At 52.0% G+C, this 13,621-nt stretch carries 10 protein-coding genes and 6 tRNA genes; 12 read left to right on the plus strand and 4 right to left on the minus strand.

The features are described 5' to 3' along the window. The first annotated feature begins 87 nt into the window (after positions 1-87). From NNL38_RS09375 to NNL38_RS09420, 10 genes are all read left to right on the plus strand, one after another. A complete protein-coding gene (locus NNL38_RS09375) occupies positions 88-348 on the plus strand; it encodes a DUF5062 family protein (RefSeq protein WP_255387791.1) in 261 nt (86 codons plus the stop codon). A 65-nt stretch (positions 349-413) separates the two neighbouring features. Further along, positions 414-1,223, plus strand: coding sequence for a ParA family protein (locus tag NNL38_RS09380; RefSeq protein ID WP_255387792.1), 810 nt, complete (start codon positions 414-416; stop codon positions 1,221-1,223). A gap of 193 nt (positions 1,224-1,416) precedes the next feature. Beyond that, a tRNA-Val gene (locus NNL38_RS09385) sits at positions 1,417-1,493 on the plus strand. 47 nt (positions 1,494-1,540) lie between these two features. Then, positions 1,541-1,617: transfer RNA gene (locus NNL38_RS09390), tRNA-Val, on the plus strand. A 59-nt stretch (positions 1,618-1,676) separates the two neighbouring features. Further along, positions 1,677-1,753, plus strand: a tRNA-Val gene (locus NNL38_RS09395). A 47-nt stretch (positions 1,754-1,800) separates the two neighbouring features. Beyond that, a tRNA-Val gene (locus NNL38_RS09400) sits at positions 1,801-1,877 on the plus strand. A gap of 58 nt (positions 1,878-1,935) precedes the next feature. Continuing rightward, positions 1,936-2,012: transfer RNA gene (locus NNL38_RS09405), tRNA-Val, on the plus strand. Between the two features lie 47 nt (positions 2,013-2,059). Beyond that, positions 2,060-2,136: transfer RNA gene (locus tag NNL38_RS09410), tRNA-Val, on the plus strand. A 427-nt stretch (positions 2,137-2,563) separates the two neighbouring features. After that, positions 2,564-3,646 carry a porin gene (locus NNL38_RS09415; protein WP_255387793.1) on the plus strand — a complete coding sequence of 361 codons (1,083 nt, stop codon included), beginning with the start codon at positions 2,564-2,566 and terminating at the stop codon, positions 3,644-3,646. 46 nt (positions 3,647-3,692) lie between these two features. Further along, entirely contained in the window at positions 3,693-6,824 is a 3,132-nt protein-coding gene (locus NNL38_RS09420) for an ExeM/NucH family extracellular endonuclease (RefSeq protein ID WP_255387794.1), read from the plus strand. A gap of 103 nt (positions 6,825-6,927) precedes the next feature. On the opposite strand, the gene deoR is transcribed toward NNL38_RS09420, so the two are convergent. Both deoR and NNL38_RS09430 read right to left on the minus strand, forming a co-directional pair. After that, entirely contained in the window at positions 6,928-7,680 is a 753-nt protein-coding gene (gene deoR / locus NNL38_RS09425) for a DNA-binding transcriptional repressor DeoR (protein WP_255387795.1), read from the minus strand. A gap of 200 nt (positions 7,681-7,880) precedes the next feature. Further along, positions 7,881-8,144, minus strand: coding sequence for a hypothetical protein (locus NNL38_RS09430; protein ID WP_255387796.1), 264 nt, complete (start codon positions 8,142-8,144; stop codon positions 7,881-7,883). Between the two features lie 14 nt (positions 8,145-8,158). Between NNL38_RS09430 and NNL38_RS09435 the strand changes: the two genes are divergently transcribed. Both NNL38_RS09435 and NNL38_RS09440 read left to right on the plus strand, forming a co-directional pair. After that, a complete protein-coding gene (locus tag NNL38_RS09435; RefSeq protein WP_255387797.1) occupies positions 8,159-9,259 on the plus strand; it encodes an efflux RND transporter periplasmic adaptor subunit in 1,101 nt (366 codons plus the stop codon). Beyond that, positions 9,259-12,438, plus strand: coding sequence for an efflux RND transporter permease subunit (locus NNL38_RS09440; protein ID WP_255387798.1), 3,180 nt, complete (start codon positions 9,259-9,261; stop codon positions 12,436-12,438). Before NNL38_RS09435 ends, NNL38_RS09440 begins: the two co-directional genes overlap by 1 nt. Before the next feature lie 108 nt (positions 12,439-12,546). On the opposite strand, the gene NNL38_RS09445 is transcribed toward NNL38_RS09440, so the two are convergent. Continuing rightward, positions 12,547-12,966, minus strand: coding sequence for a GNAT family N-acetyltransferase (locus NNL38_RS09445; protein WP_255387799.1), 420 nt, complete (start codon positions 12,964-12,966; stop codon positions 12,547-12,549). A gap of 172 nt (positions 12,967-13,138) precedes the next feature. Beyond that, positions 13,139-13,534 (minus strand): RidA family protein, encoded by a 396-nt coding sequence (locus NNL38_RS09450; RefSeq protein WP_255387800.1) that lies wholly within the window; start codon positions 13,532-13,534, stop codon positions 13,139-13,141. Between the last annotated feature and the right edge of the window lie 87 nt (positions 13,535-13,621).

Here is a 13,621-nt window from a genome sequence, read left to right on the forward strand (position 1 = left end):
GGACTATTCATCCGACAAAATTCGCTTTATGATGAATTCTAATGCGCCACCGGACACATCAACTGATCTCAGCGCGAAGGAGTAGCCATGAAAAAAAATAAGAATGACCCCAAGTTACTGAAAAAAGCCCTGGAGCTGGGCATGGCCTTTGCGAAGCAACAAGGCTATGGCGACCTGGACAAAAGTGTCTCGGCAAAAGACAAAGTCGAATGTATTTATCGCCTGCTGGTCACTGCCAAACAAATCACCCCACTGGCACCGGATCAGGAAGATGGCCCCAATATGAAGCACAAGCTGGTGCTGTGGATTTCCCGCTTATTGCCCCCGGATCACGAGTTACTGAAATAAGCATTGCGACGCATAGTGAGCTCAGGTAACGTATTTTGATTCGATATCATCCAGGGAAGGGAGACATGCGACGAGTCATATTCAATCAAAAAGGCGGCGTGGGTAAATCCAGCATTGCGGCAAACCTGGCAGCACTTAGCGCGACCCAGGGACTGAAGACCCTGCTCATCGATTTAGATGTTCAGGGTAACAGCAGTCATTATCTGGGGTACGATCCCCGCGATGAAGCCGGAGCCGAACAAAGCAAAAACATTGCCGAGCTGCTCAATCAAACTGTCGGGTGGTTTTCGGTCTCCACACCGGTGAAAGCTTTTCCCCAGCCGACCCAATTCTCCAATTTGGATATCATCCCTTCCAGCCCTAAACTGGAGAAAATCGAATCCGAACTCGAGCGACGCTATAAAATCTACAAGCTCCGGGATGCCCTGGATGAGCTCGAGAAAGACTACGATCGCATCTATATCGACACCCCACCGAATTTTAACTTTTTCAGCAAAGCAGCACTCATCGCCGCGCAGCGCCTGCTGATCCCGTTCGATTGTGACAGCTTTTCCCAGCAGGCTCTGATGACCTTGCTCAACAATGTCGCCGAATTGCGTGAAGATCATAACCGCAAACTGGAAGTTGAAGGGGTCATTGTCAACATGTTCAATGCTCAGGCAAATTTCCCGGCGAAGATCATCGCCGATTTAAGCGACATCGGCTTACCGATCCTCAAGCCCTATTTGCCTCTGTCAGTCAAAATGAAAGAGTCACATTACCACCAGCAACCGCTGATCCATATGCTCCCGAACCATAAACTGACCCGAGCGTTTGAAGAATTATTTACGCAGCTGGAGCAACGCCAGTCCAGTAGGCTGGAAACTGAGCAATAACAAGGCATTACTTATCGCGAAACCCACAGCCTCGACGACCTTTTTGGACTGTTTTTGTCGAATTGGCTGGCGCTTTGCGTAAACAGTAAGCAAACAAGCCCTTTTTTCAGTTTTTATGGATAGTTGCACTTGCGCCACCATCATGAAGTGTTTAATATCCACCTTGTTCTCAGGAACGTCACAGTTTTATGATACGACCGTAGCTCAGCTGGTTAGAGCACCACCTTGACATGGTGGGGGTCGGTGGTTCGAGTCCACTCGGTCGTACCAATATCGAACGTCAAACTAGAACGATTCGAAATACTGAAACTAAATTTGCGTCTGTAGCTCAGCTGGTTAGAGTACTACCTTGACATGGTAGGGGTCGGTGGTTCGAGTCCACTCAGACGCACCAAATTTGAATGTTCTGCCCTTTCGCTTATTTTAATGAATGCGCAGTGCATCATAAATAATACGACCGTAGCTCAGCTGGTTAGAGCACCACCTTGACATGGTGGGGGTCGGTGGTTCGAGTCCACTCGGTCGTACCAATTTCGAGCGTTAAACCAGAACGATTCGAAATGCTCAAACAAAATCTGCGTCTGTAGCTCAGCTGGTTAGAGTACTACCTTGACATGGTAGGGGTCGGTGGTTCGAGTCCACTCAGACGCACCAATTTAAATGCCCCGCCCCTTCGCCTAATGTCGATTATTCGCGGTGCATCATAAATAATACGACCGTAGCTCAGCTGGTTAGAGCACCACCTTGACATGGTGGGGGTCGGTGGTTCGAGTCCACTCGGTCGTACCAGTTTCGAGCGTTAAACCAGAACGATTCGAAATGCTCAAACAAAATTTGCGTCTGTAGCTCAGCTGGTTAGAGTACTACCTTGACATGGTAGGGGTCGGTGGTTCGAGTCCACTCAGACGCACCAATTATCTCAATCGAGATTGAAAAGCCTGTTCTTCGGAACAGGCTTTTTTTGTATACCAACTTGATTACCAATGCTGCCGCTCACCATTGTGTTTGCCAAGCAACTTCGCAATCCCATTCACGCCCCGGCACCATCAGCAACAAGTTTTCTCTCACAGCCAGCCACTCGGTTACCCCAAGCGACCCCGCATCACCAACACTCCGACGAATAGATGTCGTCATGCCCTGCCACCGACAAATGTTAGTTGCGTGAAAATAATCACATTTTAAACAGGATGTAATCACAAGGTTTCTATTCTACAAAAGCATATTGTTGATAGTTATCACATTTCCAAAGGCAACCGATTGCGAGTAATTACTCTAAGTGTGAGCATATAAACAGTTACTTGCTATCAATGTTAAAAATATCACACTTTTAAGGTCGAATAATGAAGAGAATAACGACTCATCCAACTAAAGTCGCAGCGCTTGTCTCTGCACTGCTTTGCGCTTCTACGGTGCAGGCAGCCACCATTTATCAGGATGACCAAGGCAATGCCCTTAACCTATATGGTGAAGTCGGTGTCGGCGGCCACTTCGGTGCCAACTACGAATACGGTGAGTTCTACGCCGATCAGGGTTATATCGACGACTCCTTTGCGACTCTGGGCGTGAAAGGTAACAACGGCGATCTGCTGTACCGCCTCGAAGTCGATTACGAGCGCGAGAACTGGGCCTATGGCTCCGGTGATATGGTGCTGAGCATCGATAAGTTGTACCTCGGTTACGTCCTCAACGACTACCACTACGTCGAGTTCGGCCTCACCGATACGGCTTTTGATGACTACGACAAATGGGGTGACTTTACCTTTGATACCACGGTCGAAACCGGGGAAGCCGGCGATCAGGACGCCACGGTGAAGTATGAAGGCACCTACGGCAGCGTGAAGCTAGGGACCTCATACAGCTACAATGCAACCTCTTCCTCCGGCGCCCTGCTGGGTGACGTGGTCAATGGCTACCTCGGCTACTTTGGCGATCACTTCTCTGCTGTGATTGGCCTGGAAGGGCGCGGCGGCTCTGAAGGCGAGTCCAAGTATGGTGAGCAAAAACTGATCGGGTTTGGTATGCGCTATGCCCTGACCGACAGCCTGCTGTTTGGCCTCAATGCCTTCTACGAAGAAGAAGATATTGCCCAATCGAAAACTGCGGTTGATGTGACTGACCCGAACAACAAAATCTACGCCTTTAACGACTACCAAACTTTAAAGAACGAAGGCGCGTTGGTTTCAGCCAAGTACATCCTGACTGAACAGTGGGAAGTTGTCGGCTCGGCAAACTACGAATCTTACGAGAAGTGGGATGCAGAGAGTGAGTTCTGGAACGGCAAAGACACCGACTGGGGCAACAACCGCACCTGGGGCACCCTGGGTGTGAACTTCAAGCCGACCCGCTCTTCCGTAATTGCCATTGAAGGCAACCTCGGCGAAGCCGCTCAGGACGCTTACGCCTATGCCCGCGTCTACTTCTAAAGACTTTGTGACTACGCAAACTGCGAACAATCAATGAGAACTCACAATGAATAAGAAAATTACTTTCCTCTCTGCGGCTATTGCCACCGCCCTCTCCGCCCCTGCGCTGGCGGATATCAACGATATTATTATTTCCGAGTATGTTGAAGGCTCAAGCAACAACAGAGCAATTGAACTGACTAACCTTGGCACTACCGACTACGCCTTTGACGGCACGATTGCGCTCTATTATGACAACGGCAAATACACAAATGCCATTCAAGATAAAGACGGCAATCCAATCCTGAAGAATGTCATCATTCCGGCGCAAAAGTCCGTAGTCATTATTCATGGCGATGCCAGCCAGGCGCTTAAAGATGCTGTTACATCCAATAACTCCAACACTGTGCCCTCCGGCAACTGGACTCAATCTGGTCATAATTCTTTAAACTTCAATGGTGATGATGCCGTCTTGCTGGCAAACACTAATGATACATCCCAAGTTCACGATATTATCGGTGTCAAAGGCTCATACTGGGGCGCAGATAGAACCCTTCGCCGTCTGAAAACAGCCACCATGCCGAGCGCAACATACAAAGGCAGTGACTGGGCACGATCTGATGTAGATGACTTCTCCGGCCTAGGCGATCCAACCCTTTCCGAACAACCTCCTATCCCAACCCCTTGTACGGATGCCAACGGCAAGTTCGAAACCAAAGCGATTGGTGAGGTTCAGGGCACAGGATTCCGCTCACCTCTCCTGGCGGACGGCAAGTTTGTCAGCGACAACGAATACCAGATAGAAGGCGTGGTCAGCGCAGTGGGTACTAGTCTGATGCAAGGCTTCTACCTCTACAGCAGCGATGGCAATGAGCTGACCTCCGATGGTGTGTTTGTGGCAACCGACTCTTATGTAGATGAAAACCTAGTCGGTCAAACGGTTTGTGTGATCGGCCAGGTTGAAGAAGCCGGCGGCCTGACGCAAATTCTGCCAACCGACGCTCAATGGGAAGTCATTGGCGCTGGTACAGTGCCATCCGCTGTTGACTTAACTCGTATTTCGGCTGATGGCGACAACTTCCGTGCTACCCTGGAGCGTTTTGAAGGCATGAAGGTCAGGCTGCCGCAAGATATGGATAGCAGCGAGGACGGTGCGCAGGATATGCGGGTGTCGCGAGCATTCAGCTATGACTTCGACAGTAAACGCAATAATATGGTGCTGGCCTATAAACGCCCGAACATGCAACCCAACCAGCAACATGTCGCCGGCAGCGTGGAATCGCAACTTCAGGCCAGCCAGAACCAGAACTACCGCCTTTTCGTCGATTCCGACAAGGAACCACAAAGCGGCAAAATCCCATACTATCCAGGTTTCAACACCAAGCCGCACGAAAACTATATCCGAGTTAACGACAGCATCGTTGGCCTGGAAGGCATGCTCACCTACAAAGAAGATGAGTTCCGCCTGGTCCCGACCAATAATATCAACAGTGATAACATCACACACAACACACCGCGCACTTCATCGCCGAAGCTCAACGACGACACCACCTTCGAGCAGTTCCCCATTCGGATAGCGACGCAAAACGTGCTGAACTTCTTCAACTCGCCATACGGCGGCGCGGAGAACCAGCATGGGGATAACCGTGGAGCCGAGAGTGAGATTGAATATACCAAGCAGAAAGATAAAATCGTTGAAGCGATTTATGGCCTGGATGCAGACATCATCGGCCTGATGGAAATCGAAAATAACGGCTTTGGCGATTTTAGTGCCATTACTGAGTTGGTCAACGCAATCAATGCCAAGTACACCGAAGAAGACTATTCAGATCGCCACGGCAAAGAATCGATTGAAAACAAGTATGTGTTCGTCGGGTTCGATTCAGACGGCAACACGGTTCTGGATGAGCTTGACTCAGTGGGCGGCGATGCGATTGCTTCCGGCCTGCTCTACCGCCCGAGCAAAGTGACCCTGGAGTTCTCGAAAGTGATCCCGATGCCGTACCAGAAAGCACCGATGATCACCGATGAGAACGGCGCGGCAATCGTCGACGGCAAAGGCGAAGTTCGTGAAAGCGGCAAGAACTACCAGCGGGATACCGTGGCGGCGACCTTCTGGGTCAATCACACCGGGAAGAAACTGACGGTCGCTGTCAACCACCTGAAATCCAAAGGCTCAACCTGTTGGGAAGACTGGCAGGGCTGGGAGAAATGGGACAACTTTGATCCGACGGAAGACGATGTCAAAGATGATGACTTCCAGGGTTCTTGCGAAAACTTCCGCGTCGCGGCTGCCGTTCAGCTAGGCAAAGAAATGACCAAGATGGGCGGCGATCAAGTGATTATGGGGGATATGAACTCTTACGCCCAGGAAGACCCGATGCTGGTACTGACAACTATCCCAACCGGGAAAACAGTGAAAGCAGCACGGGATACCTTCATTGGCTACAAACCGCAGTTCGGTGAAAACGGCGCAGTGATCACCGACAGCTACGGCTATCTCAATGCGGTGGCCATGAAAGATAAAGAGCATGGCCGAAGCAGCTGGAGCTACTCGTACAATGACGAGATCGGCTCGCTGGATCATGTCCTGATCACTAAAACGCTGGAAAAGAAACTATTGGATGCGACGGACTGGCACATCAACGCAGCCGAATCACCGCTGTTTGATTACAGCGAAAAGCATAAAGGCAGTGCCGCAGATAAACTCTACAAAGCCGATGCATTCCGCTCGTCCGATCATGACTCTGCAATTATTGCCCTGGGCTATGGATATGGTGAAACCGAAGGTGAGCGCGTCATACTACCAAGCAAGAGCGGCCGGATTGAAGTGGCTTACCCGGTGAAAGGTGCGACAGCTGGCCAGGTTGCCAAAATTTCATTCTCGCCAGAGCCAGAAGACATGGCTAATGTTGCCCTGCCGTCTGTGACGCTGACTGAAAATGGCGATCAAACCGTCATGTTCGATGTCAACGGCATCGAACCCGGTGAGTACACCGTCACCATGACGCTGGAAAATCCACTCACCAAAGCCGCGGTTGAGGAATCCACACGGACCATGCAGGTCACGGTGATCAAGCGTGATTCGCTGACGCCGAAAACCACCGTTGAACCGTATGACGGCAGCGGCGGCTCATTCAGCCTGTTTGGTCTGCTGTCGATGCTGGGGCTGGGCTTCCTGCGCCGTAACAAACGTTAACCCGTCGACCAAAAGACACAACCAACATCAAGAGGCCGGGTTCCGGCCTCTTTTTTTATGTGTTGTTTATGAGATAAATGCCCGACGGCATCATAAATGGACGTTACTCTGCCTGACTGAGTGCCGCTTGGTACGCCTCCGGAATATCCCCGTCACAAATAAACTGATCAATCTGATCCAGCTGGCACACAAAAGCCGATTTGACGACGCCCAGCTTGCTGTGATCCGCCACCAGAATTTTCCGCCGGGATTGCGCAATCGCCTTCAACTTATACGGTAACTCTTGGTAGGAATAACAGGTGATCCCCATTGTCGCATCAATACCGGCTGCAGAGACAAACATCAAATCGAAACGCAGATGATCGATCTCGCTCTGTACCCCAAGCGGGTAGAAATTATCATGCTCAGGGTCATATGCCCCGCCGCACAGAATCGCGCGACAGTTGGCTTTCTTTTTCAGAGCCATAAAGGTATTGAACGAGAAGCACACCCCGGTAAATGGGATGGTCGCGTCAATCGCCTCAATTAAATGGATATTGGTGGTACCGTTATCGAAAAAGACCGTCTGATCCTTCGCCACATGTGCCGCAGCGATCGATCCGATCAGCTGCTTTTCCTGCACATGATTGCCGCTTTGCTCCTGCAAGATATAGCGACCGCCCGGCTGATTTCTTGGCTTGCTGACAATATAGCCACCAATCAGACTGACCAGCTCGCTGGGCTCGCTGAAATCCCGGCGGATCGTCATTTCAGATACGCCCAGATGTTGCGCAGCTTGCTTCAAATGGACCTTTTCCCGGCTTGCCAGCAGTTCATTGAGTTGCTGAAGTCTGCGCTCTCTTTTTGTTTCTGCCATTCGCAGCCCTGCTAGTTATCAATCACCAGTCGCCTCAGCATCCATCATTCCAATCACGATGATGTGCAAGGCAACTACTTGTTTCCTGCTAGGATAGAACATGTGTCGCGGGCAATAAAACGAATATTATCAACAGTTTGATCAAGACGAAGAATTCACGGCTTGTGGGATCCAATTCCCACCCGGCAAACCGAGCTTCATCATACAGGATGCTTGTCATCATACTCAGAAGAGGCGACCACGTCATATGTCCCCTCATCATTTTCCCCACTCGAAATTCCCTCTCTGGAGAGGAGCGACCGGATTGTTCCAACTGTTAATTCTCTCATCACAATATTTGAGACATTACGCATAAAAACCAATGAAACTAAACGCATTAGCAGGGTGAATATCTTATCAAGGCCGACAGTCTGGCTGTAAACTAACAATAATCTGTGCTGCTTTTTGCCCACGCTTTCTGCCACAAGGACAGTTGCTCATGTTGCCGTTAAAACAATTACTTTCCAGAAAACCTTGGATTATTTCACTGTGCGTAGTCCTGGGTATTGGCCTCTGGCTGCTCAGCGGACAGACTTCCGATGACGCTACCAAGCAAGACCCGTCAGCGGCCACACGGCAGTCCTCTACACCGCCTTTGGCTAAAGTTGTGGTTGAACAGTTTCAGACCAGCCCAACCCAGAAAGCCATCACGCTGTATGGCCGGACCGCCCCGGATCGCGAAGCAACCCTGGCTGCTGAGGTAGCAGGCACCGTTGAGCAACTCCAGATTCGCAAAGGCCAACGCGTCACCAAAGGCCAGCCGCTGATCCGGCTGGACAAGGCAGACCGCGAACTGCAACTCAAACGAGCCCAGGCACTGCTGCGTGTCAGAGAGAAAGAATTCAATGCCTCCCGCTCCTTGCGGGCGAAAGGCTTACAGGGTGAAGTCGCCCTCAGCCAGGCGGAAGCGGCGCTCATCGAAGCCAAGGCCACCGTGCGGAATCTGGAACTGGCACTGGAAGATACAGTGGTCACGGCTCCTTTTGACGGTATTATTGAAAACCTGCTGGTTGAGCAAGGCGATTATCTCGGCGTCGGCGATCCGGTGGCCACCATCGTCGATCTCAACCCCCTGGTGATCGGCGCTGATGTCAATGAACGCCATATTCAGCAAATTCAGCGCGGTATGGATGCCAATATCACGTTGGTGGACGGCGCAACCACCAAAGGTGAGCTCAGATACCAGGCTTCCGTGGCCGATCCGCAAACCAACACCTTTGCCATTGAAATCGAAATTCCCAATCCCGACATGCGGCTCAACGCTGGGGCCAGTGCCAGTGTCGAGTTGGTCCTTGATACCCGTGAGGCGATTAAGGTCAGTCCGTCCATGCTGGCACTCGATGAGGCCGGCAACCTCGGCATTAAAACCCTGGTCAAAGATAACAAAGTCAGTTTCGTTCCTATCTCGATTGTCAAGGTTGAACCAGACGGCATCTGGCTTGATGGTGTCGGCAAACAGGTATCCGTGATCACGGTTGGTCAAGGGTTCGTCCGTGATGGCGAGAATGTTATCCCGGTACAACAGGCGGAGGCGAAGTAATGCTGACTTTGATTGACGCCGCACTCAGCCGCGCGAGGACCATGATCACCCTGCTGATCCTGATTTTGATCGCCGGGGCCATCATGTACCGCATGATGCCGAAAGAATCGAACCCCGACATCACCATTCCGGTCATCTATACCTCCGTCACCCATGAGGGGATCAGCCCGGAAGATGCCGAGCGCCTCCTGGTACGCCCACTGGAAAAAGAATTGCGCACGATTGAAGGCATCAAGGAAATGGAGTCTTCAGCCGCAGAAGGCTATGCCTCCGTAGTACTCGAATTTAATGCCGGTACCGATATCGAAGAAGCCCTGACCGACGTGCGAGAGGCCGTCGATCTGGCTAAGGTGAAACTGCCCAGCGACAGTGACGAACCCAAGGTGAAAGAAATCACCATCGCCAGCTTTGATCCAGTGCTATCGATGGTCCTTTATGGCACCGTCCCCGAGCGCACCATCGTCCAAATTGCCCGTAAGCTGCAGGATGAGCTGGAAAGTTACCGCCAGATCCTCGAAGTCGACATTGCCGGGGACCGGGAAGATGTGGTCGAAGTCGTGGTCGAGCCGCTGCTGATGGAAAGCTACGGCCTGGATCAGGCCGATGTGTTTAACCTGGTCGCCCGGAACAACCGGGTCGTCGCGGCCGGTTATATCGACAGTGGTTACGGCCGCTTCTCGGTCAAAGTGCCTTCCGTGTTTGACTCGCTGAAAGATATCCTCGAGCTGCCGATCAAAGTCGAAGGCAATACCGTGATCACCTTCGGTGATATTGCAACGGTTCGCCGGGCATTCCGGGATCCCGACAGCTTTGCCCGCCTCAACGGCCAACCGGCCGTCGTGCTGGATGTGAAAAAGCGCGCCGGGGAAAATATCATTGAAACCGTCGAAATCGTCAAAGCGGTGATGGCGGAAGCCCAACAGTTAGACGACTGGCCCGATAACCTGCTGGTGGAATACACCCTGGATCAGTCCAGGGATGTCAAAACCATGCTGGTGGACCTGCAGAACAATATCTTGTCTGCGATCATCCTGGTGGTGATCGTGATCCTGGCTATCCTCGGTGCCCGCACGGCATTGTTAGTCGGGATCTCGATCCCCGGCTCTTTCCTCACCGGCTTATTAGTCCTGGCCGTCAGCGGTATTACCATCAATATCGTGGTTTTGTTCTCGCTCATCATGGCCGTCGGGATGCTGGTCGACGGTGCCATTGTGGTCACTGAGTATGCCGACCGTCGGATGCAGGAAAACATCCCGCGCAAACAAGCCTATCAGGAAGCGGCCAAGCGGATGGCCTGGCCGATCACCGCATCGACCGCCACCACCCTGGCCGCCTTCGCACCCATGCTGTTCTGGCCGGATACCACTGGGGAATTCATGCGCTACCTGCCGCTGACTCTGATTGCCACTCTGAGTGCCTCACTGGTGATGGCAATGCTGTTCGTCCCGGTTCTCGGCAGCGTGATCGGTAAACCGCAATACATCAGCCCGGCGGCGCAACAACGCAAAATTGCCGTAGAAAACGGCCAGTTTGAGCAGGCCACGGGGCTGACCCGCTTCTACCTCCGCAGCCTGAGTATCGCCCTGCGTCACCCGCTGAAAATCCTGATTGCTGCACTGGTCTTTGCAGCAAGCGTCGGCTTTGCCTATGACAGAGCCGGACTGGGTGTAGTGTTTTTCCCGGAAGTCGATCCCCCCCACTTTACCATCAAAGCCCGCTCGTACGGCGATCTGTCGATCTATGAAAAAGATCAGCTGATGCAACAACTCGAAGCCCGGGTGCTGGGCACAGAAGGGATCAGCAGCGTCTACACCCGTACCGGGGGCGACGATCAGATTGGCCACATTCAGATTAACCCGCTCGACTGGCAATACCGGCCACCCGTGAAAGACATTATTGCCGAACTACGGGATAAAACGGCAGATCTGGCCGGCATTGAGCTTGAATTTACTTCTCCGGAAGCCGGGCCACCAAGTGAGCATGATCTGCTGATTGAAATCAGCGGGACCGACAGCGAAGAAATGTCGGATACTGTGCAGCAACTGCGCCGTTGGATGGAATCCCAGGCTGCATTTACCAATATCTCCGACTCCGATAACAAACCGGGGATCGACTGGGAAATCAATATTGCGCGGGACGACGCTGCCCGCTTCGGCGGTGATGCGACCCTGGTTGGCAACACGGTGCAATTTGTCACCAATGGGTTGAAAATTGGTGATTATCTCCCGAACGATACCGATGAAGAAGTGGATATTCTGGTTCGTTATCCGCAGGAAAAGCGGGATATCGGCCAGTTCAACGAGCTGCGAGTCAAAACCCAGTACGGCCTGGTGCCCATCACCAACTTCTCCAGCATTACGCCGTCGCCCAAACAACATACGATCAGCCGGATTGATGGCAAGCGCGTAGTTCAGGTGATGGCGGATATGGCACCGGGCTATAACCTGAGCCTGGAGATCCCCAATATTCAGGCAGCGATTGACAGCATGCCAATTCCTTCCAGCGTCAACGCTGAAATCCGCGGCCAGAACGAGGAGCAAGCCAGCTCACAGCGTTTTCTGGAAACTGCGTTTGTTGTCGCCCTGGCTGTCATGGGACTCATCCTGGTGACCCAGTTCAACAGCTTCTATCAGGCATTTCTGATCTTGAGTGCCGTGCTGTTCTCAACGGTCGGTGTATTCCTCGGCTTACTCGTGTTTCAGCGCCCGTTCGGGGTGATCATGTCCGGGATCGGAGTCATTTCACTGGCCGGGATCGTGGTCAACAACAACATCGTCCTGATCGATACCTATAACCAGCTCCGCAAGCAAGGCTATGAGAAAACCGTCGCGATTATGCACACCGGTGCCCAACGTTTGCGCCCGGTGTTGTTGACGACGATTACCACGATTCTGGGGCTGCTGCCGATGGTGATGGAAATGAATATTGACCTCATCGGCCGCAAGGTCGAGTTCGGTGCACCGAGTACTCAGTGGTGGTCGCAACTGGCCACCGCAGTTGCCGGCGGGCTGACCTTCGCGACCCTACTGACCCTGATCCTCACCCCATGCCTGCTGATGCTGGGCCGGGATCAACACCAGAAAATCCAGCGTCGACGCTTTGTCTATGAGCCCAGCCACCACCAGCAACAAAAGAAGCAAGAAGAAGTGCCGCTGGAGAAAACAGAAGATATTTACTAGCGGTTCACCGCAGTCGCTTGAAGACGAACAACACGCCTGAAAAAACAGCCAGCATCTCGCTGGCTGTTTTTTCTCTGTTCTCAGGCTGCCTTAATGCCGTCAATCACCTCAAGACGGTTGAAGGCTTGGCTTAAACTTCTTCGTCATCCCATGGCTCGACGGCGCGACCATTCTGTAGCCCAGTTTTTCATAAAACACAGGTTCGTCCGCAATCATAGAGACATAAGAACCTTCAAGGGCTACAGAGGCCAGATAGCTGTCAATATGTGCCATGATTTGGCGCCCCAACCCTTGCCCCTGATACTGAGGGTCCACTGCAACATCCACCACCTCAAAATTACAAGCGCCGTCACCGACCACACGCCCCATCGCGATGAGGGCTTCGCCATCGTAAATTGAAACACCATACAAGGAATTCGGTAATCCGATGGTCGCCGCTTGCAGGGATTTTGCGGAGAGGCCGGCTTTCACGCGCAATGCACAGAACAGTTCTGCACTGGGTAATTGTTCAACAATATTTAATGTCATGATTGATCACTCCTTGTTCAGCGGTTAATCATACATCAGAACACTGTATATACAAACAGTATCGTGGTGTTCAGCCCCCAAAAAGCAACTTCAACATGCTAGCTTGGGGACATAGAATTGGTCGTTTCGACATCCACCAACGAAGCAATCCCCGCAGGCACCTGCCCTGGTTTCAGAGTGAGTCGTCCAGCGATATCACTGCATCCAACTCTGTTTCCACCAGCCAGGCAGGATCTATAAACCCTTTCACTTCAACGAAAGTGCAAGCCGGACGGATCGCAGAAAACAGCTCACCATGTGCCCTGGCCGCTTCTTCCCAGCGCGTAATATCGGTCAACATCATTCGGGTTCGGATCACATCCTCCGCCTTACCGCCTGCTTCTTCGAGCGCTTTCAGTGAGATTTCCAGACAATATTTGGTCTGGTTATAAACATCTCCGGGGAAAGCAGTGCCACCCTCTTTAATGGGTGCGGTACCGGCAACTGCAATTTGATTGCCAATCCGGCAGGCACGTGAAAACCCAATTGGTTTTTCCAGGTGAGATCCGGAACTGATGAGTTTCTTCATCTGAGTAGCCCTCCTTGACTCTAGGTTTAAGTCGAAAAATGCGTTGAAGCCAAAACATTCCAGTATTTTTCCAACGCTAAGTGGTTT

This window comes from Photobacterium atrarenae (assembly GCF_024380015.1).
GTDB lineage: Bacteria > Pseudomonadota > Gammaproteobacteria > Enterobacterales > Vibrionaceae > Photobacterium > Photobacterium atrarenae.

Bases quoted from the DNA above. Each gene is read 5' to 3' on its own strand.
- NNL38_RS09375 (WP_255387791.1), top strand. From the start codon at position 88: ATGAAAAAAAATAAGAATGACCCCAAGTTACTGAAAAAAGCCCTGGAG.
- NNL38_RS09380 (WP_255387792.1), top strand. From the start codon at position 414: ATGCGACGAGTCATATTCAATCAAAAAGGCGGCGTGGGTAAATCCAGC.
- NNL38_RS09415 (WP_255387793.1), top strand. From the start codon at position 2,564: ATGAAGAGAATAACGACTCATCCAACTAAAGTCGCAGCGCTTGTCTCT.
- NNL38_RS09420 (WP_255387794.1), top strand. From the start codon at position 3,693: ATGAATAAGAAAATTACTTTCCTCTCTGCGGCTATTGCCACCGCCCTC.
- deoR (WP_255387795.1), bottom strand. From the start codon at position 7,680: ATGGCAGAAACAAAAAGAGAGCGCAGACTTCAGCAACTCAATGAACTG.
- NNL38_RS09435 (WP_255387797.1), top strand. From the start codon at position 8,159: ATGTTGCCGTTAAAACAATTACTTTCCAGAAAACCTTGGATTATTTCA.
- NNL38_RS09440 (WP_255387798.1), top strand. From the start codon at position 9,259: ATGCTGACTTTGATTGACGCCGCACTCAGCCGCGCGAGGACCATGATC.
- NNL38_RS09445 (WP_255387799.1), bottom strand. From the start codon at position 12,966: ATGACATTAAATATTGTTGAACAATTACCCAGTGCAGAACTGTTCTGT.
- NNL38_RS09450 (WP_255387800.1), bottom strand. From the start codon at position 13,534: ATGAAGAAACTCATCAGTTCCGGATCTCACCTGGAAAAACCAATTGGG.